The organism is Neobacillus sp. GCM10023253 (assembly GCF_042653105.1).
GTDB lineage: Bacteria > Bacillota > Bacilli > Bacillales > Cytobacillaceae > Neobacillus > Neobacillus citreus.
Window position 1 is genome coordinate 89101 of the sequence record NZ_JBHSHV010000014.1, and the last position, 21251, is coordinate 110351.

Genomic DNA, 21251 nt, shown 5'->3' on the forward strand with positions numbered 1-21251 from the left:
AGGCGCAATTCTGCAGAAAGAATTGTGCTTTTTTTCATGTTAACGGCCTGATAATTGCATAACACTTTTTAAAAAAAACGTATCAGCAAGGCGGAATGCAGTTTATAAAGGAGGCATTTTTATGGCAGAACAAAGCAAAAGGACAGGATACCATAAATCATTAAGGATAAATTTCCCCATAAAGAGAATCTTAACTATATATATTCCATTTTTATGTCTGGATACTAAGTGTTTATTTATGAAGGAAATGATCATGAATATTGCCGACGTTATAATTCGTACGAACGGAGAAGCAGCATCCAATTCTTCGTAATCCATTGTAAAGGGTGTTTAATAGTGAAGGCAGCTGAATTATTAGTAAAGTGTTTAGAAGAAGAAGGCGTAAAATATATCTTTGGGATACCAGGTGAGGAAAATATCGATCTTATGGATGCTCTTCTGGATTCAACGATTAATTTTATCGTAACCAGACATGAAACGAGTGCAGCTTTTATGGCAGGGACCTACGGAAGGTTAACGGGAAAACCGGGTGTGTGCTTAGCCACATTAGGTCCGGGAGCAACAAATCTTTTAACAGGTGTGGCGAATGCAAACATGGATTTGAATCCAATTGTTGCGATTACTGGCCAAGCTAGTTTAGACAGGCAGCATAAAATTAGTCATCAGTATTATGATTTGATCCATATCTATGAACCTGTAACAAAATGGAATGCACAAATTAAAAAGGGAGAGATCATCCCTGAAGCAGTTCGTAAAGCATTTCAGGTATCTACTCAAGATAAACCTGGTGCTGTCCACATCGATCTCCCAAATGATGTTGCTGGAATGGAGGTTCAGGGAACTCCCTTAAAGGGAATTGTCCATACTTTAACAGAAGCAGGGGATCAGGTCATTAAACAAGCAGCCCAACTTATTGAGCAGGCTGAGCACCCACTTATTTTAGCTGGTAACGGGATAACTAGGGGACATGCTGCTGATCAATTAAGGGCTCTAGTGGAAAAGGTCAATATCCCTGTCGTCCATACTTTCATGGGAAAAGGAGCTCTTCCATGGACCCATGACTTAAGTTTATTTACAGCAGGCATTGGCGGGAATGATTACATTACTTGTGGATTTAATCACTCCGATTTAATTATCGCGATTGGTTTTGATATTTCAGAATATGCTCCATCTAAATGGAATCCTAATGGTACCACCTCCATTTTACACATTGATACAGAAGAAGCTGAGACCGATCAATATTATCCTGTCAAACTAAATGTAGTAGGAGATATTAAACAGAATTTAGATAAGATACATATGGTTCTGTCCCCAAAAGAAAGGAATAATTCGTGGGTATTGAACGTTAGGAATAAGGCACTGGCTGAGCTGCAGCAATTTAGTGACGATACGAGCTTCCCGCTCAAACCTCAGAAAATTATTTCCGATTTAAGAGCTGTTTTAAAAGAAGAGGATATTGTGATTTCAGATGTGGGGGCACATAAAGTATGGATGGGGAGAATGTTCCATACCTATCAACCGAATACCTGTCTAATTTCTAATGGCCTGGCATCAATGGGGATCGCTGTCCCTGGAGCGATAGGGGCGAAACTTGCCCAGCCGAATCGTACCGTGGTAGCGGTATGCGGGGATGGTTCTTTTCAAATGACCGGCGCTGAGTTAGAAACAGCCAAACGACTGAATCTCCCTATTATTGTTTTATTATGGAGAGATGAAGGATATGGCTTAATCGAATGGCATCAATTGAAAAAGTTTAACCGTCCTTCCCATATTAAATTTGGAAATCCTGACTTTGTTCAGCTTGCATCATCTTACGGATTTGAAGCTTTGCAAATTAACAGGGCAGAGGAACTTAAACCAGCATTAGAGAAGGCCATTGCCATGAACAAACCAGTCTTTATTGATTGCCCAGTTGATTATAGTGAAAACATGAAATTAACCGAGAAATTAAGTCATCTTCAATGCTAAGAGAGGGAGGGTCAACATGCGGCTCGGTTCGATTATCAATGGTCAAGAGCGAAATGAACATAATCGAGAAACACTTGAGGTAAAAAATCCATATAATCAAGAAATTGTAGCGGAATTAGCTTTAGCAACAGAAGCTGATCTGAATGAGGCAGTAGAAAATGCCTTTGAAACTTTTCATTCCACGATGAAGATGATGCCTGCTCATCAACGAAGTGATATTTTGCGAAAAGCTGCCGACCTTTTAGAGGAAAAGCCTGAGGATTTTATAGACACGATTGTCCGAGAGGCTGGTAAACCAATCAAATATAGCAGGGATGAAATCAATCGTTCCGTTCAAGTTCTAAGGTTTGCTTCTGAACTTGCCAAAAATATTACCGGAGAAGTCCTGCCAATGGATGCAGCCATTGGAGGGGAAAATCGATTGGGGTTAGTGAAACGAATCCCATTAGGTGTGGTAGGAGCCATCACTCCCTTTAACTTTCCGCTAAATTTGTCATTGCATAAAATTGCACCAGCGATTGCTGCGGGTAATACAATTGTTTTCAAACCTGCCGAGAAAACACCGGTGTCGGGTTATAAATTAGTCAAGTTATTTCAGGAAGCCGGCCTTCCAGATGGGGCTTTAAATTTGTTAATGGGAACGGGAGAAGTAGGTGCATCTCTTGTCACGCATGAAAAAGTCCATAAAATATCCTTTACAGGAAGCTTAGCCGTTGGAAAGAAAATTCGTGAAACCGCCGGCTTTAAAAAAGTTACCCTTGAATTAGGCTCCAATTCCCCTAACATCATATTCGACGATGGAGACATACAAACGGCTGTAACAAGATTAGTAACTGGGGCTTTTTCTTTTTCAGGACAAGTTTGTATCCATGCTCAACGAATCTTTGTACAAAAAAATGTTTATCAGCCATTTTTGGAACAGTTCATTAAAGAAACTAGGGCTTTGAAAATTGGGGATCCAATGGAGGAGGCCACAGATATCGGGCCCATGATCACGGAGAAAGAAGCGGAGCGGGCAAAGCTTTGGATTGATGATGCCGTCAAAAATGGCGCGAAAATAGAAGTTGGCGGCGATCGAAAGGGGAACATTCTTTCCCCGACCATCATGACTGATGTCGATCGTAATATGAAAATCATCGCAGAGGAGGTTTTTGCACCGATTGTATCAGTTATTCCGTTTGATACAGAAGAGGAAGTTATCGGATATGCTAATGACTCCATTTACGGTTTGCAAGCTGGTGTCTTCACCCAGGATATTGACCGAGCAATCAGGGTAGCCGACCAATTAGAAATAGGCGGTGTTTGGATTAACGATATCTCTACCTACCGGCAGGATAATATCCCTTACGGCGGTGTAAAACAAAGCGGTGTAGGCAGAGAAGGAATAAAATATGCCATAGAAGAAATGACGGAACTGAAATTTATTGGCATTAAATTAAAGTAGGGACGTGGGGACGGTTCTCATGCATCAAAGAATTTGTATGTGTTGTGGATCAATATTAGTACTGGAAAAGCAAACGGCTCACAAAACTGAGCCGTTTATTTTTGTCTATTCAAGTTTCTTTTCTAACTAATCAAGCATGTTGATTTGGTAATGTTGCCATCATCGGATAAATTGAGAATCGTACCAGTGGAACCTTATTTGACATTCTTCTGCTTACAAAATAATTGTAAACCCAGTTACGGGAAGGGCTCAGTCTAATACTACACAATCGTTTGATTAAATGACAAAATTTTTGGAGGAATTGTGATGGAAAGTCGATTAAATCAATAGTTATTTAGCTTTTATCCAAACGTTTAAGTAGGGTAATTGGTAGTAGAATTTGTTGCAAATTAGCGGATTTCCGAATTTGTGTATTACCTGCAAGAAATGACTCGCCTTAATCTGGCAGCATTCATCAAAATTTCCACGGAAATAGGGAGCAGAACGTTAATTTATCAACGTTTTGGCGGAATTTACTCAAACGTTTGTCTGACCGACAAGCATTTTCGTAAAAGTGGAAGAAAAAATCCTTCAGTATCAAGGCATTGAATCCATTTAATTAAACGTTTGATTGGGTTGCACATGGGCAACACTTTGTTGGAATAGCTCGAACAATGTGAAGCATGGGGACGGTTCTGCTGCCTCATTCTTATTTAATTATATGAAATAATGATGCATGAGAACCGTCCCTATGCCTCATCCTTATTAGATACACAATGACAACAATGTAGGCTATTTTTCATACTATATTTTGGGGGTGGAAAAATGCCAAGAGCAAATTACCGAAGTTCAGACGTTAGTTTAATGGCGAGGATGATGAGGGCAGAAGCTGAAGGTGAAGGAAAACTAGGAATGTTATATGTTGGAAATGTAATTGTAAATCGTCTTGTAGCAAATTGCTTAGACTTTAAAGGGTTAAGATCAATTAACTCAGTTATTTTTCAAGTACAAGGGGGAAATTTTTCCTTTGAAGCTGTTCAAAAAGGGAACGTATTTTATCAAAGGGCAAGAACTTCTGAAAAAAGATTAGCCAAACAAAATTTGGATTATTGGAGACAACACCCTGGAAAATACGCCCTTTGGTACTTTAATCCACATGCTCCATGCCCTCCTACATGGTATGATCAACCTCAATCTGGTCAATTTAAAAATCATTGTTATTATGAACCAAAAGCTGGAACATGTGATAGTGTGTATCAAGGGTAGGCCAGGGCATTGACCCGGTTTAATTAAACGTTTGATTAGGTTGGACATGGGCAACAATTTGCTGAATTACATCGAACAATATCGAGTGTTGGGACGGTTCTTATGCCTCACAAAGTGAGGCATAAGAACCGTCCCCATGCATCATTTCACCCCGCTCAAATCAATAAACGGGGTTGCCCCGCCGGTTACGCTTGGGAGGCGTCCGTCCCATTTTTCCAAGGCTTTTTCTTGTACTTCGATTTGTTTCAGTTGGATTAGCTCGGGTGTGACTTCTTCTTTTTTCAATTTTAATGACTCTGCTTCGGCTTGCGCTTGTGTAACTTGTTGTTCGGCTTCAATTTTGATTCGATCTAAATCCCTTTGGGCCTTTAACGCATTTTGTTCGGCTGTTTGCTTCAATTCAATCGCTTTGTTGAATTCCTCGCTAAAAGCAAATTCTTTAATATTGATATCTTCTAGGAGCATATAATACTTGGTTAATTTCTTGTCCAGCATTTCCTTCACTTTAGCCGATACTTCCGGGCGTTTTGAAATCAGCTCTTCCGCTGTATATTGAGCGGTAATCGCCTTTAAGGATTCGGCGATGGCGGGATCCACGATGCGGGTACGATAATCAAGACCGATTTCCTGAAATAGCTTATTGACCGCTCCTGGATCGACCGAGTAATTGACGGCCACCTTGGTTGTAACCATTTGTAAATCCTTTGAAGCAGCACTTTGCGAGCTTTCTTCTTTTTGGACCCGGACCTCTATCTGTTCCACATTTTGAATGAATGGAATTTTAAAATGAAAGCCCTCCGTCAAAATCGTTGGCTTCACTGCTCCTAATTGCAACAAAACTCCTCGATGTCCAGACTCCACCTTCGTGCTAGAAAAAATAAACAGCACGATAACCAAGACTAAAATCACGCCACTGACGATATATTTCCCGTAATGCAAGGCGCTCCTCCTCTCCTTCTCATTAAAATATATGAATGAGAGGGTTGGTCTCATGCGGAAGCATGGGTATAAGTTCCCGTCTTACTTGAATATAAATAGGTGAAAACTATAGATGGAGGACTGTGTATGGCTTTCGTTGCAATCTATACGGTTGGCAGGCTCAATCACCCGTACAACCACCCGGCATCAAGTGAATTTTTTGAAGTGGGTAATGAAATCATTCATCAGGCAGCTAAAACTGGACAACTTATAGAGGTGTTTTCACCTGAAGGAGTCCCTATACCTGAAGAAGCTAAAAAGGGGAGTGGATTCCCTGTTCTTACTTTAACAATATGGAAAAACCTCGAAGGCTTATATCGTTTTACCTATTCAGGTCTGCATAAGCAAGCGTTGCGAGATCGAAGCAAATGGATGGAGCCTTATCCGGATAAACACCTTTCCTATGTAGTGTGGTGGGCGGAGAAACAGAAGGATGTCTCATGGAAGGAGGCATTCAAAAGATACAACTTTTATATTCAGAATGGACCCACTCCTTTTGCGTTCGATTTTAAGGCTGCGTTTGATGAAAAAGGGGAGACGTGCTTGGTAAAGTGATGCATGGGGACGGTTCTTCTGCCTCAATTATTGAATTTGGGAGAATGATTGGTGCCTGCCACAATGGGAAATTTTATTATTTCCAAGCCTGATTGGTGTGATGGGGGAAGGTCTCTTCTGCCTCAGTCTTATTTGATTATTGGAAAAAATGATGCATGAGAACCGTCCCCATGCATCATCAAACGTTCAATAACATCGCTGTTTCATCACAGGAATGCAGTTTGGGGCAGTTTATGCAATCTTTCCACATCTTTTGAGGTAATTCATTTTTATCTACCACATTAAAACCTAACTTTGAAAAAAATTCAATTTGATAGGTTAATGATATTAGTTTAGTAATTTCCAAGTTTGCTGTTTCTTTCATAATTTGTTGTACCAGTGCTTTTCCTATTCCTTTTCCAACATAAGCAGGGCTGACGGCTAATGACCTTACCTCAGCTAAATTCCGGTCAAGGATTGTCAAACTGCAAATCCCAACAACTTCGTCATTTAAAACTGCAACAACGAAACTTTGCAGATTTTCATAGATAGAAGGATAAGTTCTCGCCAACAGCTTTCCCTCTTTGGCATACTTTGATAATAATTTATAGATACTTTCTGTATCGCTCATTATCGCTTTTCGAATGATCATAGAAAATCCCCCAGAAGAATATATCAAATTAAAAATATCTAACTTTGGTTAGATATTAATAAATATACATCAGTTCGGATTTTTATACAATGGTATATTCGCTGATTTTCCCGTTTTAGATATTTTTTCTCTTCGGGGAAGTAAAAAGGCCCGACTAGTACCTAACCGGTTGTCGGGCAATTTATGTGCGGGATTCTAATTGTACCTTGTCACACCCTTGCACCACTCCTCTAAGAAGTTCCCATTACTTTTTGGCCCTGCGGTTGTGTGTTGTTTGGGTTCGGCTCTAAAGTGATTCCAATAGCATCAAACGATAGGGCTTGGGGGAGGCGGTAGGTAATTAGCCCGTTGCCGTTTTGATCAGGCTTTAAAGTCCCCGCATTTTGCCGAGTGCCGTTTTTTAACAGCCACACTTGGTATACTTCCTTATCATTGGTACGCGGCATATTATTTAATTCGATGACGAGATTGGTGGTGCCGCCTTCTTGAAGAAGGTAAGCATTGCCGTTTGCCGAAGCGGCTAAACCCTGTCCTTTTAGGAATATGTCGAAACAATGTGAGGTGGGACCGCTTCTTTCGTTTTTATGGCTGTAATCGTATCTATTAATTGAAGATTCAAAAATAAAGTTCATGACTTCTGCTTTCAGTGTTACAGGAAGGTACACCTTCAGAGGCAAAGGGACGGTTCTTCTGCCTCGTTATTTGATTTTCTTTTGGATAAAATGGGGCATTAGAACCGTCCCCATGCATCCTACTGCAAAGCTCCGGCCATTGCTATTAGGCTTCGAATGTATCGAAATGCAGTGATAAAATCGTTCGTTTCAAAACGGTGGGTTTTTGGATTTGTCTTCTCTACAACCGGCAAAATTCCTGCAGCATCTGCTAATCCTGAATTTAGGTAGGAAATTTCAACTACAAATGGACCTTGCATTAATACAGGTTTGATTTCTGGAATGCGTGAAAGAGATGCCATGGTCTTTTCTCTTATTAAATCCCGTGCTCTTTGCGGACTTAAGTTTCGTGCGGATTGTCGATTAATAGTACGTTTTACGATGGCAGTTTCAATTCCTGGAATGAGGTCTGTAGCCTCACTAGCTATATGTTGACATCCCGAAACAAGGACAACAGGTACACCAAAATGTCCAGCAATCCCTGCATTTATTGCGAACTCCCCCATGTCTTTATTATTAATTTTTATGTTTTCGATGACACCTCCATGAAAGGTATGATTCAATATACCGTCATTTCCCATTTTTGAATGGTACCCTAAAAAAATGGCAGCATCATAATTTGAACTAATTCCTTCCATCATCGCAAGAGGTTTTGGAGAACCAGTAATATATTCAGCAGATTGGTGTATAGCCTCTGGAATTAGATTACGCATCGTCCCATGTGAATCATTTACGACAACTTCTGTTGCACCTCTGGCTAATGCTCCGTCTATACACGCATTTACTTCTTCCGTCATTAACATTCTGGCTCGGTCGTGTTCTCGTCCGTCGCGGGAAGTATGCTCGCGGTGAACAACTCCAGCAACACCTTCAATATCCGCAGAAATAAAAACTTTCAAACTTAATCCCTCCTAATAAAACCTATTAAACTAAATTTCCTTATTTATACTACGTTTCCTATTTTTATAAAAATAGGTTGAAATAGGTTTTTGGCTGTAATATACTATAACAAAAGATTCAGAAAAGTTCAACAAATAGAAGGGGTGATCGATTTTGTATCCTATGAAACTAGTAGATGTATATCGTGGAGACAGAGTGGAAAGTTCTCATTTTGGGCATATAGCCGTAGTGGATTCAGAGGGTAAATTACTTTATTCAGTTGGCAATCCGAAGCGGGCAACTTATGCCAGGTCTTCTGTTAAACCGCTTCAAGCAATACCAGTAGTAGAAACAGGAGCTGCAGACCATTACGAACTAAGTGAACAGGATTTATCGTTATGCTGTGCTTCACATAGTGGGGAAGCACAACATACTGATCGGGTACTAACAATTCTTGGAAGGGCTGGTATTGAAGACTCTTCATTAAAGTGCGGCACACATATTCCTCACGCACATGATACATATAAGAACTTAATTGCCGCAGGAAAAGACCTCACGCCTTTATATAATAATTGCTCCGGGAAACATACCGGGATGCTGATTACTGCCAAACACAATGGTGAGACTTTGGAAGACTATTATTTACTTAGCCACCCTGTACAACAAAGAATATTAAAAGCGATATCCGAAGTGACTGATTTCCCAATTGAAAAGATTGAAATGGGAGTAGACGGATGCGGCGTTCCCGTGCATGCCTTGCCATTGGAACGATTGGCTTATGGATTTGCAAGAATGGCACGGCCGGATTCATTAGGGGAAGACCGAGCTAAGGTGGCTAACCGGATTACTACTGCCATGATGAAGTATCCAGAAATGGTCGGAGGAACAGGGCGTTTCTGTACTGATTTTATGAAGGCAGCGAATGGCCGTTTATTTGGCAAGGCCGGGGCCGAAGGAGTCTATTTAATAGGGGATCGGGAAACCGGACTTGGAATTGCGATAAAAATAGAAGATGGGAATGGACGTGCCGTCTATCCAGCAGTTCTTGAAACACTAAGCCAGCTTGGTTTCTTGGATGAGGAACAGATTAACAGCCTCATGCATCACTATCGTCCTGTATTAAAAAATGCCCGCCAAGAGAATATTGGCGAACTGGTTCCATCATTTACGTTGCAAACGTGCTAAAGCACTATTGTAAAAAAATTTTTAGTAAGGGGGAAACGATTTGTTAAAGAAAAAATATCTATCTGCTTTTCTAACCGCTTTTATTGCATTAATTTTGGTACTAGCAGGATGCTCCGGAAAATCTAGTACGGATGCAGACAAAAAGACCAAGACAGAGAATAATCCTAAAGAACAGCCGCTTGCGAAAAAGGAGGGTAATTCCCTTACCATTGCAGTTTCGGCTAACCTTATCAGCATGGATCCGCAAGATACAAATGACACATTGTCAGGATCCATCCAATCCACTATGTTAGAAGGACTTGTTGGTTTTGACAAGGATATGAAAATGATTCCTGTATTAGCAGAAAGCTACGAAGCTAGCGATGATGCAAAGGTATTCACTTTCAAGCTAAGACAGGGGGTCAAGTTCCATGACGGCACCCCGTTTAATGCAGAGGCTGTAAAAGTAAATATTGACCGGGTAGCAAATCCGGAGAACAAATTAAAACGTTACAGTATGTTTGAGCTTGTTGAAAAAACAGAAGCAGTTGATGAGTACACATTCAGAGTTACATTAAAGGAACCATTTGGTGCCATGCTGAATAACTTTGCTCACCCAGCTGCAAGACTCATGAGCCCTGCGGCTATTGAAAAGTATGGAAAAGATGTAGCTACTCACCCAGTCGGAACGGGTCCGTTCAAATTTGCTGAGTGGGATCAAAGTGATCACTTATCGGTTGAAAAGAACCCAGACTATTGGCAGAAAGGATTGCCAAAAGTGGACGGTATCAAATTCAAGCCTGTACCTGAAAACGGTGCCCGTGTAGCCATGCTGCAAACAGGTGAAGCTGATTATATTTACCCGATCCCTACTGAACAAGCGGAATCGATAAATGGAAAAGATGGAATCGTAGTAGAAAATAAGCAATCCATTGTGGCGCGCTATATGACGATGAATACTACGAAGAAGCCTTATAATGATGTGAAGGTACGTCAAGCTATTAACTATGCCATAAATAAAGAAGCATTTTTAAAGGTAGTTTATAGTGGATACGGCAGCCAATTGGATTCTATTATTCCGGAAAAGCTTCAATTCTATTCTAAACAGACGCCATATCCTTATGATCCCGAAAAGGCTAAAAAGTTGTTGAAAGAAGCAGGATATGAAAATGGTTTTGAAACGACGATATGGGGCGCAAATAGCTCGACTACAATGAAGGCTATGGAGTTCATCCAACAGCAGCTATCACAGGTAGGCATCAAAGTAAGTGTTGTTCCAATGGAGTCCGGTACACTCTCAGATAAAATTTGGAATGTTCAAAATCCAAAAGACGCTGAAGTGGAACTCTATTATGGCGGCTGGTCTTCTTCCACAGGGGATGCGGACTGGGGAATCCGTCCATTGTTAGCTGGACAATCTGCACCTCCAAAATCCTATAACACTGCCTATTATGAAAATAAAAAAGTAGATGAATTGATTAAGGCAGCACTACAGACAGCGGATTCAGGAAAACGCAAAGAGGCCTATGCTGAAATTCAAAAACTCGTTTGGGAAGATGCACCTTGGGCTTATTTGGTTGTCGATGATACGATTTCAGGGAAAAAGAATTACGTAGATGGTATTTACTTGCTTCCTGATGGGGCGATGAACGCAAACAACGCTGAAATAAAAAAATAGAAAATAGTAGTGGGCGCTAATGATGAATTAGCGCTCACTATATATCGGAAGGAGGAGGGTTATGTTTCGTTATATTGTAAAACGCTTGTTGGGGGTTATCCCTACTCTATTCATTGTTTCGATTTTCATATTTATGTTTGTCCATATGATACCGGGCGATCCGGCACGGCTCGTAGCAGGACCTGATGCAAGCCATAAGGATATTGAACTTGTCCGTCAAGAACTTGGTTTGGATAAACCTGTCGTGACACAATACTTTACATATGTAGGAAACCTCTTTCAGGGAGATTTGGGTACATCTATGAAAACAAAGCGCCCTGTATACGATGAGATTGCCGTCAGATTCATGCCGACATTTTGGTTAACAGTTTGGAGCATGGTCTGGGCAATTGTATTTGGGCTGTTAATTGGTGTTATATCCGCAACAAAGAGGAATAAGTGGCAGGACTATACGGGTATGTTTGGTGCGGTATCCGGAATTTCGCTGCCATCTTTTTGGCTCGGTTTGATGCTGATTCAATTATTTTCGGTCATGTTAGGCTGGTTCCCGACAGGAGGAAATGACTCTTGGAAGAGCTATATTTTGCCGTCACTCACTTTGGGGGCAGGGGTAGCAGCTGTTATTGCTCGTTTTACTCGTTCTTCCTTGATGGATATTTTAAGAGAGGATTATATCCGTACTGGGAGGGCCAAAGGCCTTAAGGAAAATGCAGTAGTTTGGAAGCATGCTTTAAAAAATGCAATGATTCCTGTTGTGACCATGACGGGATTGCAGTTTGGGTTTTTATTAGGAGGATCCATTGTGGTTGAGACTGTATTCAGCTGGCCCGGCCTTGGCCGCTTGTTAATTGATTCGGTATCTTTCCGCGATTATCCATTAATTCAAGGTGAAATGTTGCTTTTTGCCTTAGAGTTTATTTTGATTAATCTGATTGTAGATGTTTTATACGGGGTCATGAATCCGCAAATTCGTTATGAGTAATGAGAGGGGGAAGAAAATTGGAAAATGGAACGATAGTTGTTCAATCGACTGAACAAGTTACCCATCAAGAAGTTGAAAAGGTACGAACCCCGTTTAAGGAGTTTTGGCGGAAATTTAAAAAACAGCGGCTGGCATTGGTTGCCGGATGTTTTGTTGGATTCCTCTTTATTATAGCTATTTTTGGCCCGATTATTACTCCCTATTCTTCGGTAGAGCCAGACTATGAAAAAATTTTAAGTCCGCCATCAATGGAGCATTTTGCTGGAACGGATGCTTTTGGCAGGGATATATTCAGCCGGATTATTGAAGGAACAAGAATTTCTCTTTTTGTTGGTTTAAGTTCCGTACTTGTGGGAGCTTTGGGAGGAACGGTCCTTGGTCTCATAAGTGGATTCTATGGTGGATGGATCGATAGTTTAATCATGCGATTTTGTGATGTGTTATTCGCCTTCCCGGGTATTTTGCTGGCAATTGGTATTATTGCCATTTTAGGACCAGGTCTGGGGAATGTTATCATTGCCGTAGCCATATTTGGCATCCCAACATTTGCAAGGATTGTTAGAAGCAGCACTCTTTCTATTAAAGCCACTGTATACGTTGAATCAGCAAGATCTATAGGGGCACCTGCTAAACGGATTATTTGGAAACATATTTTCCCAGGTACTGTTTCAAGTATTATTGTGTATTTTACTATGAGAATCGGAACATCGATTCTAACGGCTGCCAGTCTTAGCTTTTTAGGGTTGGGTGCCCAGCCCCCATCTCCGGAATGGGGTGCGATGCTTAGTTCCGGCAGGGATTTCTTAAATACAGCCCCGCATGTCACCATTTTTCCTGGCTTAGCTATTTTTATAACGGTACTAGCATTCAATCTGTTGGGCGATGGGTTACGAGATGCCCTTGATCCAAAGATGAAAGATTAAGAGACAGGGAGCGATTATATGAACAATAAGCTGTTAGAAATATCAAACTTAAAAACTTATTTTTTCGTGGATAATCGTCAGATACCTGCAGTTAACGGGGTCGATCTATATATAAAAGAGGGGGAAACACTGGGTGTTGTAGGGGAATCCGGGTGTGGAAAGAGCGTGACATCCCTTTCGGTAATGGGGTTACTTGAGCATACTCCAGGAAGAGTGGTAGATGGCTCCATTCGTTTCAAAGGGAAAGATATTTTGTCTTTGTCGGGAGATGAAATGAGAGAAATACGCGGCAATGAAATAGCGATGATCTTTCAGGAACCGATGACTTCACTGAATCCGGTCTATAAAATCGGCGAGCAAATTGGTGAGGCTGTTAAGCTCCATTTAAAATATGACAAAAAAAAGGCTAGAGAACATGTGATTAATATGTTAAAGCTTGTCGGAATCCCTCGTGCTGAGGAAATAATAGATGAATATCCCCATCAGCTGTCCGGAGGTATGAGGCAAAGGGTCATGATTGCCATGGCAATGGCATGCAACCCAACACTATTGATTGCAGATGAGCCAACGACTGCACTAGATGTAACGATTCAAGCTCAAATCTTAGAGCTTATGAAAAAATTAAAAAATGAAAAAGGGACAGCGATCATGCTCATTACGCATGATTTAGGTGTCGTAGCAGAAATGTGTGATCGCGTAGTAGTGATGTATGCCGGGAAAGTGGTAGAGGAAGCTGATGTCATAGAGATCTTTGAGAACCCAAAACATCCTTATACGAAAGGATTACTTAACTCTGTTCCAAAGCTTGGGCAAAAGACGAATAGACTTGATCCTATTCCTGGAAATGTTCCCAACCCTGCTAATATGCCGAAAGGCTGCAAATTTGCTCCCCGCTGTTCAGAAGCAATGGATATTTGTAAAGAAAACGAACCAGATTTGCGGCAAATTTCAAACGGGCATCAATGTCGCTGTTTCTTATATCAGAAGGAACTGACAAAGGGGGCAAAATAAATGGCGGAACTGTTGGTAGAGGCAAAAAATTTAAAGAAACACTTTCCTATTAGAAAAGGATTGTTTGGGCAAAAAAAGTCATACGTTCGGGCTGTAGATGGAGTTTCACTTTCCATTCAAAAAGGCGAAACAATGGGATTAGTTGGAGAAAGCGGCTGCGGTAAGTCTACAACAGGCCGGATGATCATGAGGCTGCTTGCGCCAACTGAAGGAGAAATTTGGTTTAATGGAAGAGATATTAGCAAGTTAAATGACAAACAATTACAAGAAACAAGAAAAGAATTACAAATGATATTTCAAGATCCTTATGCCTCCTTAAATCCACGTATGAATATTGGGGATATTATTGGTGAGCCTTTAGTCATTCATGGCATGATGACAAAAAAAGAAAGAGAAAAAAGAGTGCACGAACTATTAGAATATGTTGGTCTTAGTTCGTATCAAGCAAACCGTTATGCCCATGAATTTAGTGGAGGACAGCGACAAAGAATTGGGATTGCACGTGCACTGGCCGTAAATCCAAAACTAATCGTAGCAGATGAACCAGTTTCGGCATTAGATGTTTCCATTCAATCCCAAGTATTAAACCTAATGCAGGATCTACAGAAGGAATTTGGATTAACCTATCTCTTTATTTCTCATGATCTGAGTGTTGTAGAGCATATTAGTGACCGTGTAGGCGTAATGTACCTTGGAAGAATCGTGGAAATTGCCAGTAAAGAGTCCATATACGCGAATCCATTACACCCGTACACTAAAGCATTAATGTCTGCAGTACCTATTGCCAATCCGCGTATAAAAAGAGAACGAATTGTTTTGCAAGGAGATATTCCAAGTCCATCGAAACCTCCGACAGGATGTACCTTCCATCCCCGTTGCAGTGCTTGTATGGAAATCTGTAAAACTGTAGTTCCTGAGTTGATAGAAATTGAGCCAGGGCACTTTTCCGCCTGCCATTTATATAATCAATAAACGATAATTGGCGCTTAAGGATAAAGGAGTGAAAGTGATGTGGCCAAAAAAGTATTAACTATTATTTCCATTCAGGATGAATATCTGTCAATGATTTCAAAACAACTGATAGAAATTGCTGGAGATTTAATCAGGATTCGTCCAATTTCGATTAAGAATTTATCCAGAGAGGAAATTTCAAAAGATGATATTGTTCTATTAGGATCAAACTTTATTTTTCCGCTTGTTCGTCCCTTTTTGCCAGATGGAGCTAAATATGTAATAGCCGAACGAGGATTTAATTATGTAAATATGGCTAAGCTGCTTTCATCTCCTAAAGGAAAAAATATTTTAATTGTAAACGACACAAAGCAAAACACAGATGAAACAGTTCAAGCACTTCAAGAGGCAGTGTTTGAGCATAACTATTTTGGCTATAATCCGGATTCTGATATTCCTTTAAATATTGATTATGTAGTTACTCTAGGGGAGATACAACTAGTTCCAGAAGGTGGATTTGAAGTAATCGATATAGGCTACCGAGTTCTTGCCTTGGAAACGGTTTTTGAAGTATTTAAATTGCTTGGATTAGATTGTTCTCACTTCTTTTTAACCAATCGTTATATGAAATCCCTAGTCGCGGTATCTAATGAAAACAATAATTTAAAGACTTCTGCCTCCTATAGTAAATGGACGGGGGAGGGGGAGGGAAAAACAGCCAAGTATTTTTTTGATGATGTGATAGCAAATAGTAAGGCGATGAACGATACTTTATACATTGCAAAAAAGCTTGCTAAAATGAGTGACCCTGTACATATTTTTGGGGAAACTGGCACCGGAAAAAGAATGCTCGCACAGGCCATTCATAACGATTCTTTAATGAAAGATGGACCGTATCTTAGCATCAATTGTGCAGGATGGCCTACAGATGTACTGGAAAGAGACTTTTATGGAACAGAATTTGATGGGCAGATTACTCCGGGCCTTTTTGAAATGGCAAATGGCGGGACGCTATGCATTGAAGAAATTGATGAACTGCCTATTTCCTTGCAAGGCAGACTTCTTCAAACGCTTGAGGAAGGCCAAGTTATTAGGTTAGGAGGGAAACAGCCAATTTCCGTACAGGTAAGGATAATTACGATTAGTACTAATGATCTTTCATTGTTAATGGATGAGAATAAATTTCGTAAGGATCTATTTTATTATTTGGCTGTATTAACCTGTAAAGTTCCTTCTTTGTCAGAGAGAAAGGAAGATTTTGAATCGCTCATTCAGACTTATCTTCAATCCCATTTATTTCATGAAAAATTGGTTATACCCCCTGATATGATTAACCTTCTGAAACACTATTCTTGGCCAGGAAATGTAAAAGAATTATTCAATGCTGTTTCATACATGGCTTGCTTGGTGGAAAAGGAATTAACGTTAGAGTCATTGCCGTTTTATATTAAGGGCAGGCTTCAAAAAAATATAAAGGAATCCATTCCTTTGCAAGAAATGACTGAGAGTGAATTAAATGAACTTATTTTAAATATTGAAGAACACGGATTCTTAGAAGAGAGCCTTGCAATACTTGAGATTTTTGAACTAGGTAAGAAACAGTGTGAATCATTTGGCCGTACGGTTGTTAAGGGAAGGCTTCAGGAAAATGGACTTACTCTTTCGGAACAGCAATTGCGATTACGACTAGAAGTCCTTAACCAATTGGAATTGTTGAATGTTCGTCAAGGTCGTTCAGGAACAACCATATCTAGAAAAGGTGAGTTATTTTTACAAATGATTCGTTTAAAAACAACTTGATTACACAACATGAGCTCAGAATCTTCTTAAGGAGGGGTTAGAAATGATTTCAGCCTATTTTAACGGTAAATTTGTTGATGCAGATGATCCGGTTATACCAATTGATGAAAGAGGCCATCAATTTGGTGATGGTGTATACGAGGTTATCAGAATTTATAACGGAAAACCCTTTATGCTAGAAAAACATGTAGAAAGATTATATCAAAGTGCATATGCCATAAAGTTACAGATTGATCCCGACCGCGATGCTCTTAAAGATACTATGTTGGAACTCATTCAAAAAAGTGGCTTGATAAATCTTGATCTTTACGTACAGGTGACAAGGGGTATAGCACCAAGAAATCATCTGTTTCCAGAGTGCCCCGTATCCGTCTCAATGACCGTTAAACCTTTTCGAACAATTCAGATTGGAGAAAAGGGGGCCGGTGTCACTCTCCTCCCGGATGACCGTTGGCAAAACTGCTACATAAAATCACTAAACTTGTTACCGAATATTTTGGCTAAACAATCTGCTTATGAGAAAGGATTTCTGGAAGCAATTCTAATACGAGATGGGAAAGTAACTGAAGGAACGAGTTCTAATGTATATATCGTAAAAAATTCAACCATCATTACAGCGCCACTTTCAAAACATATTTTATCCGGAATTACAAGAATGGCCGTAAAGGACATCACAATAGAGACTGGAATTCCGTTTATCGAAAAACAGTTCACCCCAGATGAAATGATCCAAGCAGACGAAATATTCATTACAAGCACAACAATGGAAATTATGCCGATTGTTCGAGTTGAAGATCATGAAATCAATGGAGGGGAAGTAGGGACTATTACAAGGACCTTGCAAGAACGATTCAAGGAGAGAATATTTCATTCTATTCCAGTCTGATTTAGAGCATGGGTAGAGCATGGGGACGGTTCTTGTGCCTCACAAAGTGAGGCATGAGAACCGTCCGAGACCACTGAAAAATACTTATTTCGCCTTATTAAAGACAAAATCGACCTTACCGATAGTCAAAATGTCTTTTATACGCCTTATTAAAGACAAAATCGACCTTGCGGATAGTCAAAATGTCTTTTATACGCCCTATCAAAGACAAAATCGACCTTGCGGATAGTCAAAATGTCTTTTATACGCCTTATCAAAGACAAAATCGACCTTGTGGATAGTCAAAATGTCTTTTATACACCTTATCAAAGACAAAATCGACCTTGCGGATAGTCAAAATGTCTTTTATACACCTTATCAAAGCAAAATCGACCTTGCGAAAATGGCTCTAGTCTGTCGCCTTGATAGCCTTTTTTCAGTAGTCTCGAACCGTCCCCGTGTCACACCTAAGACGTTCCCATCACTTTTTGGCCTTGCGGCTGGGTGCTGTTTTGGTTCGGCTCTAGGGTGATTCCAATAGCATCAAACGAGTGGGCTTGAGGCAGACGGTAGGTGATTAGGCCGTTGCCGTTTTGATCAGGTTTTAACGTCCCCGCATTTTGCCGAGTGCCGTTTTTTAACAGCCACACTTGGTATACTTCCTCATCTTTGGTACGCGGCATATTATTTAACTCGATGACAAGATTGGTGGCGCCACCTTCTTGAAGAAGGTAAGCATTACCGTTTGCCGAAGCGGCTAAACCCTGCCCTTTTAGGACAAATGTCGAAACAATTTGGGGTGGTTTCGCTTCTTTCGTTTCCAAGGCTGTAATAGTATCTTTTAATTGAAGGTTATTCCAATATAGTCCAACTAAGCCGATGATCAAAACGGCAGCAACAGTAGCGGATAATGGCGAGAAGTGCTTTTTGAAATTGAGTTTAAATTGTTCGATCAAGCTTTTCTTCGCTGGTTCTACTTTCTGTTCCTGCAGCGGTGCATCTTTCTCTTCAAAAATAAAGTTCATGACGTCTGCTTTCAGTGTGTCAGGAACGTCCACTTCTTCTATTTCATAAGAAAGGTTCTGCCATAATCCTTGCAGTGATTCTAATTCGTGCTGACATTGGGTACATGTTTTCAAATGGCGTTCAAATTCTTCTTTTTCACGCGGAGTCAATTCATTAATCATATATAAAGACAGGTTTTCGCATTTATTTTCCATGCCGAACCCCTCCTTTTTCCTCACTGAAATAATTCCGAAGTTTTTTTAAGGTTTGATGCAGTCTGCTTTTAATGGTACCGAGCGGCTTGTTTTCTATTTCTGCAATTTCGCTTAAAGAGTACCCTTCCCAGTAAAGAAGGTTGATGAGGCGTTGCTGTGGTTCAGAGAGATGGCGTTTGGCTTCTTGAATTTGCTGTTTTAATAGATTTCTTGAAACCTGCTGAAGGACATCCTCCGACTGCTGCCCTTGAATTTGCACCATGTCATTGGGTTCTAACGGGATGGTTCCATTATGTTTTTGCTCTTTACGAATGAGATCAATCGCAATATTTCGGGTAATAGTAAGAAGCCAGTTCGCCAATTGCCCTTTTGCCGGATTATAGGTGCTTTTTGTTGTCCAAAGCCGGAGAAATACATGTTGGACTATTTCCTTCGTTTTATCTGTATCGCCCTTTGCTATTTTATAAGAGAAGCTATAGATAAGCTTTGCGTAACGGTCGTATAGCTCTTCAAGTGCCGGACGATGCTTTTGGACAATTAGTCCAATCAGTTCTTCGTCTGTCTTTGATTTCATTGCCGAATTCTCTCCCTTACATTGCAGCGTTTTTAATAGTATAAATCATTGTGAAAGCGGAAGGGGGAAAACTTTTCATAATGAGAAAAAAGAACTGCCTGGCGGCAATTCTTCTAAAAGTTGTTATTGAGGAAATGTTGTCTCGCTGTTTACAATAAACCAAACATCTTTAACGCCCTGTCCGTTTACGTCTCCAGCTGCCTTGTCATTGACAAAGTAGTAAAGCGGAAAGCCTTTGTAAGTTGTCTGTTTCACACCCGTGTCTGCTCGGGTAATGGTGCTGAAGTCTTCTTTGTTAATTCCTTCTGGAACTTCAAGGTTTTCAGAAAAGAAGACAGGCCAGTTTTGGAGACATTCGCCACTGCAGTTTGATGTGTTTGGCTTATCTTTGGCAAAATAGTAAAGTGTCATCCCTTTCGCATCTGCAAGATAGTTACCGACCTTTTCATTTTCCTTCAGCTGCAGGGCTGTATCCGATTTGTCAGCCGCTTTTTCGGCATCTTTGTTAACCACTACGGCTGTCTCTTTTGCTTGATTACTTGTATCCTTGTCCTTTGCGCCTTCTTTTGCACTGCACCCCACAAGAAGTACTCCTGCTAAAAGGAATATAAATAGCCAACTCCACTTTTTCATCATGAACTCCTCCTTAAATGTTCTGTTCAATAAAGGTAACGAAGAAACAAATAAAACGGTTCGAACTAAATAAAAAAATGATGCATGGGGACGGTTCTCATGCATCATTTTACTGGAAAATTGGAAGGTACCCGGTACTGCAATTGTGAACGTTATCTCCATCCCCACTTTTGAAAGACCTGGTGGGATGCGTCGGTTTTTAGATAGTCAATGAATTGTTGAGCTTCTTTTTTATTATCTGTGCTGGTTGTTAGCGCAATCGGAGTTCCTCTGTAAAGCTTTTCTGCTTCTGGGAGTTCCACTAAATCGGTGACATCCTTAAGTCTATAGTGCCAGGATTCATATGTAATCCACGCATCGTGTTTTGAATTGGATTTCCATATTTCAATTGCTTCGGCACTGGATTTTACGGAGATGTCAATATTTTGGCTAATCCCTCCGATTAGTCCCTTTCTTCCAGCTAAATCCTCCCATAATCCAAGCTGTCCGGCACCATTGACATCGATTATTTTCACCCCGCTTTTTGTTAAATCTTCGAGCGATTGGATGTTCTTGGGATTCCCTTTTCGTACTAAAATCCCTGCTGCTCGTGGGTATAATTCTGTCAATGATTTTTCATTAATCATCTCGGGATTGCTTAGCATGAAGCTGCGAAGCATGTATTCCGAACCACCATAAACGATATCCGCATCTTGTTTGGCTTGGTTAATCCAGTTGGATTCAGGGCCAGCCGTTACGACAACCTTTATTCCTGTTTCCGCTGTGAAATTTTCTGCTGCTTCCTTCATGGGTCCCAGTGGTCCGCCTGGGCCGTACACCCGGATCACGCCATCGTTCGACTGTTGAGACTTTGTTGAATCCTCCATGTTAGCGTAGACCGAAAATCCAGCGGCCGTGAACAGCAGTAAAAAGATTGCACCCAGTACCAAATTTTTTTTCATCCTCATTCCTCCATTTGTTTAAGTAATCAATTAAGGAAACGAATAAGGGGTTAAAACGGTTCGAATGAAATTGAAAAAATTGATGCATGGGGACGGTTCTCATGTCCCATTTTTGGAAGGTCGGGAAGGATTGCGATC

The 21251-nt window shown here is 40.5% G+C and carries 21 protein-coding genes; 13 read left to right on the forward strand and 8 right to left on the reverse strand.

Translation table 11 applies throughout. From position 1 onward, the window contains the following. Positions 1 to 121 precede the first annotated feature (121 nt). The 4 genes from ACFPA1_RS18310 (at position 122) to ACFPA1_RS18325 (ending at position 4657) form a co-directional block, all read left to right on the forward strand. A complete protein-coding gene (locus ACFPA1_RS18310) occupies positions 122 to 313 on the forward strand; it encodes a hypothetical protein (protein ID WP_378584556.1) in 192 nt (63 codons plus the stop codon). Positions 314 to 336: 23 nt separating this feature from the next. After that, positions 337 to 1968 carry an acetolactate synthase large subunit gene (locus ACFPA1_RS18315; protein ID WP_378584558.1) on the forward strand — a complete coding sequence of 544 codons (1632 nt, stop codon included), beginning with the start codon at positions 337 to 339 and terminating at the stop codon, positions 1966 to 1968. A 16-nt stretch (positions 1969 to 1984) separates the two neighbouring features. Further along, complete coding sequence (locus ACFPA1_RS18320) at positions 1985 to 3412, forward strand: aldehyde dehydrogenase family protein (protein WP_378584560.1); 1428 nt, start codon at positions 1985 to 1987, stop codon at positions 3410 to 3412. An 804-nt stretch (positions 3413 to 4216) separates the two neighbouring features. Further along, a complete protein-coding gene (locus ACFPA1_RS18325) occupies positions 4217 to 4657 on the forward strand; it encodes a cell wall hydrolase (RefSeq protein ID WP_213143810.1) in 441 nt (146 codons plus the stop codon). A 141-nt stretch (positions 4658 to 4798) separates the two neighbouring features. Here ACFPA1_RS18325 and ACFPA1_RS18330 read toward each other — a convergent pair whose 3' ends face one another. Then, complete coding sequence (locus ACFPA1_RS18330) at positions 4799 to 5596, reverse strand: prohibitin family protein (RefSeq protein ID WP_378584561.1); 798 nt, start codon at positions 5594 to 5596, stop codon at positions 4799 to 4801. A gap of 126 nt (positions 5597 to 5722) precedes the next feature. Between ACFPA1_RS18330 and ACFPA1_RS18335 the strand changes: the two genes are divergently transcribed. Further along, a complete protein-coding gene (locus ACFPA1_RS18335; RefSeq protein WP_378584563.1) occupies positions 5723 to 6190 on the forward strand; it encodes a DUF3291 domain-containing protein in 468 nt (155 codons plus the stop codon). A 178-nt stretch (positions 6191 to 6368) separates the two neighbouring features. On the opposite strand, the gene ACFPA1_RS18340 is transcribed toward ACFPA1_RS18335, so the two are convergent. The 3 genes from ACFPA1_RS18340 to ACFPA1_RS18350 all read right to left on the reverse strand — a co-directional run bounded on the left by ACFPA1_RS18340 (position 6369) and on the right by ACFPA1_RS18350 (position 8391). Continuing rightward, the gene (locus ACFPA1_RS18340) at positions 6369 to 6821 is read right to left on the reverse strand and encodes an N-acetyltransferase (protein ID WP_378584564.1); all 453 of its coding nucleotides are present in this window, start codon (positions 6819 to 6821) and stop codon (positions 6369 to 6371) included. A 230-nt stretch (positions 6822 to 7051) separates the two neighbouring features. Next, complete coding sequence (locus tag ACFPA1_RS18345; protein WP_378584566.1) at positions 7052 to 7498, reverse strand: anti-sigma factor; 447 nt, start codon at positions 7496 to 7498, stop codon at positions 7052 to 7054. 74 nt (positions 7499 to 7572) lie between these two features. Further along, positions 7573 to 8391 carry a M55 family metallopeptidase gene (locus ACFPA1_RS18350; RefSeq protein ID WP_378584568.1) on the reverse strand — a complete coding sequence of 273 codons (819 nt, stop codon included), beginning with the start codon at positions 8389 to 8391 and terminating at the stop codon, positions 7573 to 7575. A 163-nt stretch (positions 8392 to 8554) separates the two neighbouring features. On the opposite strand from ACFPA1_RS18350, the gene ACFPA1_RS18355 reads away from it, so the two are divergent. From ACFPA1_RS18355 to dat, 8 genes are all read left to right on the forward strand, one after another. Then, entirely contained in the window at positions 8555 to 9556 is a 1002-nt protein-coding gene (locus ACFPA1_RS18355) for an asparaginase (protein ID WP_378584656.1), read from the forward strand. Positions 9557 to 9596: 40 nt separating this feature from the next. Continuing rightward, positions 9597 to 11213 carry a glutathione ABC transporter substrate-binding protein gene (locus ACFPA1_RS18360; RefSeq protein ID WP_378584570.1) on the forward strand — a complete coding sequence of 539 codons (1617 nt, stop codon included), beginning with the start codon at positions 9597 to 9599 and terminating at the stop codon, positions 11211 to 11213. A 61-nt stretch (positions 11214 to 11274) separates the two neighbouring features. Next, positions 11275 to 12195 (forward strand): glutathione ABC transporter permease GsiC, encoded by a 921-nt coding sequence (gene gsiC / locus ACFPA1_RS18365; RefSeq protein ID WP_378584572.1) that lies wholly within the window; start codon positions 11275 to 11277, stop codon positions 12193 to 12195. A gap of 17 nt (positions 12196 to 12212) precedes the next feature. Beyond that, a complete protein-coding gene (locus ACFPA1_RS18370; protein ID WP_378584574.1) occupies positions 12213 to 13118 on the forward strand; it encodes an ABC transporter permease subunit in 906 nt (301 codons plus the stop codon). Positions 13119 to 13136: 18 nt separating this feature from the next. Beyond that, entirely contained in the window at positions 13137 to 14129 is a 993-nt protein-coding gene (locus tag ACFPA1_RS18375) for an ABC transporter ATP-binding protein (protein ID WP_378584576.1), read from the forward strand. Continuing rightward, a complete protein-coding gene (locus ACFPA1_RS18380; protein ID WP_213143819.1) occupies positions 14130 to 15101 on the forward strand; it encodes an ABC transporter ATP-binding protein in 972 nt (323 codons plus the stop codon). Positions 15102 to 15140: 39 nt separating this feature from the next. Beyond that, positions 15141 to 16880, forward strand: a complete 1740-nt coding sequence (locus ACFPA1_RS18385) for a sigma 54-interacting transcriptional regulator (protein ID WP_378584578.1) — start codon at positions 15141 to 15143, stop codon at positions 16878 to 16880. Between the two features lie 43 nt (positions 16881 to 16923). Beyond that, entirely contained in the window at positions 16924 to 17766 is an 843-nt protein-coding gene (gene dat / locus ACFPA1_RS18390; RefSeq protein WP_378584580.1) for a D-amino-acid transaminase, read from the forward strand. Between the two features lie 446 nt (positions 17767 to 18212). Here dat and ACFPA1_RS18395 read toward each other — a convergent pair whose 3' ends face one another. The 4 genes from ACFPA1_RS18395 to ACFPA1_RS18410 all read right to left on the reverse strand — a co-directional run bounded on the left by ACFPA1_RS18395 (position 18213) and on the right by ACFPA1_RS18410 (position 21113). Further along, positions 18213 to 18965, reverse strand: coding sequence for an anti-sigma factor domain-containing protein (locus ACFPA1_RS18395; protein WP_378584582.1), 753 nt, complete (start codon positions 18963 to 18965; stop codon positions 18213 to 18215). Continuing rightward, the gene (locus ACFPA1_RS18400) at positions 18955 to 19539 is read right to left on the reverse strand and encodes an RNA polymerase sigma factor (protein WP_378584583.1); all 585 of its coding nucleotides are present in this window, start codon (positions 19537 to 19539) and stop codon (positions 18955 to 18957) included. Before ACFPA1_RS18400 ends, ACFPA1_RS18395 begins: the two co-directional genes overlap by 11 nt. A 123-nt stretch (positions 19540 to 19662) precedes the next feature. Beyond that, a complete protein-coding gene (locus tag ACFPA1_RS18405) occupies positions 19663 to 20172 on the reverse strand; it encodes a hypothetical protein (protein ID WP_378584658.1) in 510 nt (169 codons plus the stop codon). A gap of 152 nt (positions 20173 to 20324) precedes the next feature. Then, positions 20325 to 21113 (reverse strand): extracellular solute-binding protein, encoded by a 789-nt coding sequence (locus ACFPA1_RS18410; protein ID WP_378584585.1) that lies wholly within the window; start codon positions 21111 to 21113, stop codon positions 20325 to 20327. Between the last annotated feature and the right edge of the window lie 138 nt (positions 21114 to 21251).

Bases quoted from the DNA above. Each gene is read 5' to 3' on its own strand.
- ACFPA1_RS18405 (WP_378584658.1), bottom strand. From the start codon at position 20,172: ATGAAAAAGTGGAGTTGGCTATTTATATTCCTTTTAGCAGGAGTACTT.
- ACFPA1_RS18310 (WP_378584556.1), top strand. From the start codon at position 122: ATGGCAGAACAAAGCAAAAGGACAGGATACCATAAATCATTAAGGATA.
- ACFPA1_RS18380 (WP_213143819.1), top strand. From the start codon at position 14,130: ATGGCGGAACTGTTGGTAGAGGCAAAAAATTTAAAGAAACACTTTCCT.
- ACFPA1_RS18320 (WP_378584560.1), top strand. From the start codon at position 1,985: ATGCGGCTCGGTTCGATTATCAATGGTCAAGAGCGAAATGAACATAAT.
- ACFPA1_RS18375 (WP_378584576.1), top strand. From the start codon at position 13,137: ATGAACAATAAGCTGTTAGAAATATCAAACTTAAAAACTTATTTTTTC.
- ACFPA1_RS18395 (WP_378584582.1), bottom strand. From the start codon at position 18,965: ATGGAAAATAAATGCGAAAACCTGTCTTTATATATGATTAATGAATTG.
- ACFPA1_RS18410 (WP_378584585.1), bottom strand. From the start codon at position 21,113: ATGAAAAAAAATTTGGTACTGGGTGCAATCTTTTTACTGCTGTTCACG.
- ACFPA1_RS18325 (WP_213143810.1), top strand. From the start codon at position 4,217: ATGCCAAGAGCAAATTACCGAAGTTCAGACGTTAGTTTAATGGCGAGG.
- ACFPA1_RS18355 (WP_378584656.1), top strand. From the start codon at position 8,555: ATGAAACTAGTAGATGTATATCGTGGAGACAGAGTGGAAAGTTCTCAT.
- ACFPA1_RS18400 (WP_378584583.1), bottom strand. From the start codon at position 19,539: ATGAAATCAAAGACAGACGAAGAACTGATTGGACTAATTGTCCAAAAG.
- ACFPA1_RS18340 (WP_378584564.1), bottom strand. From the start codon at position 6,821: ATGATCATTCGAAAAGCGATAATGAGCGATACAGAAAGTATCTATAAA.
- gsiC (WP_378584572.1), top strand. From the start codon at position 11,275: ATGTTTCGTTATATTGTAAAACGCTTGTTGGGGGTTATCCCTACTCTA.
- dat (WP_378584580.1), top strand. From the start codon at position 16,924: ATGATTTCAGCCTATTTTAACGGTAAATTTGTTGATGCAGATGATCCG.
- ACFPA1_RS18335 (WP_378584563.1), top strand. From the start codon at position 5,723: ATGGCTTTCGTTGCAATCTATACGGTTGGCAGGCTCAATCACCCGTAC.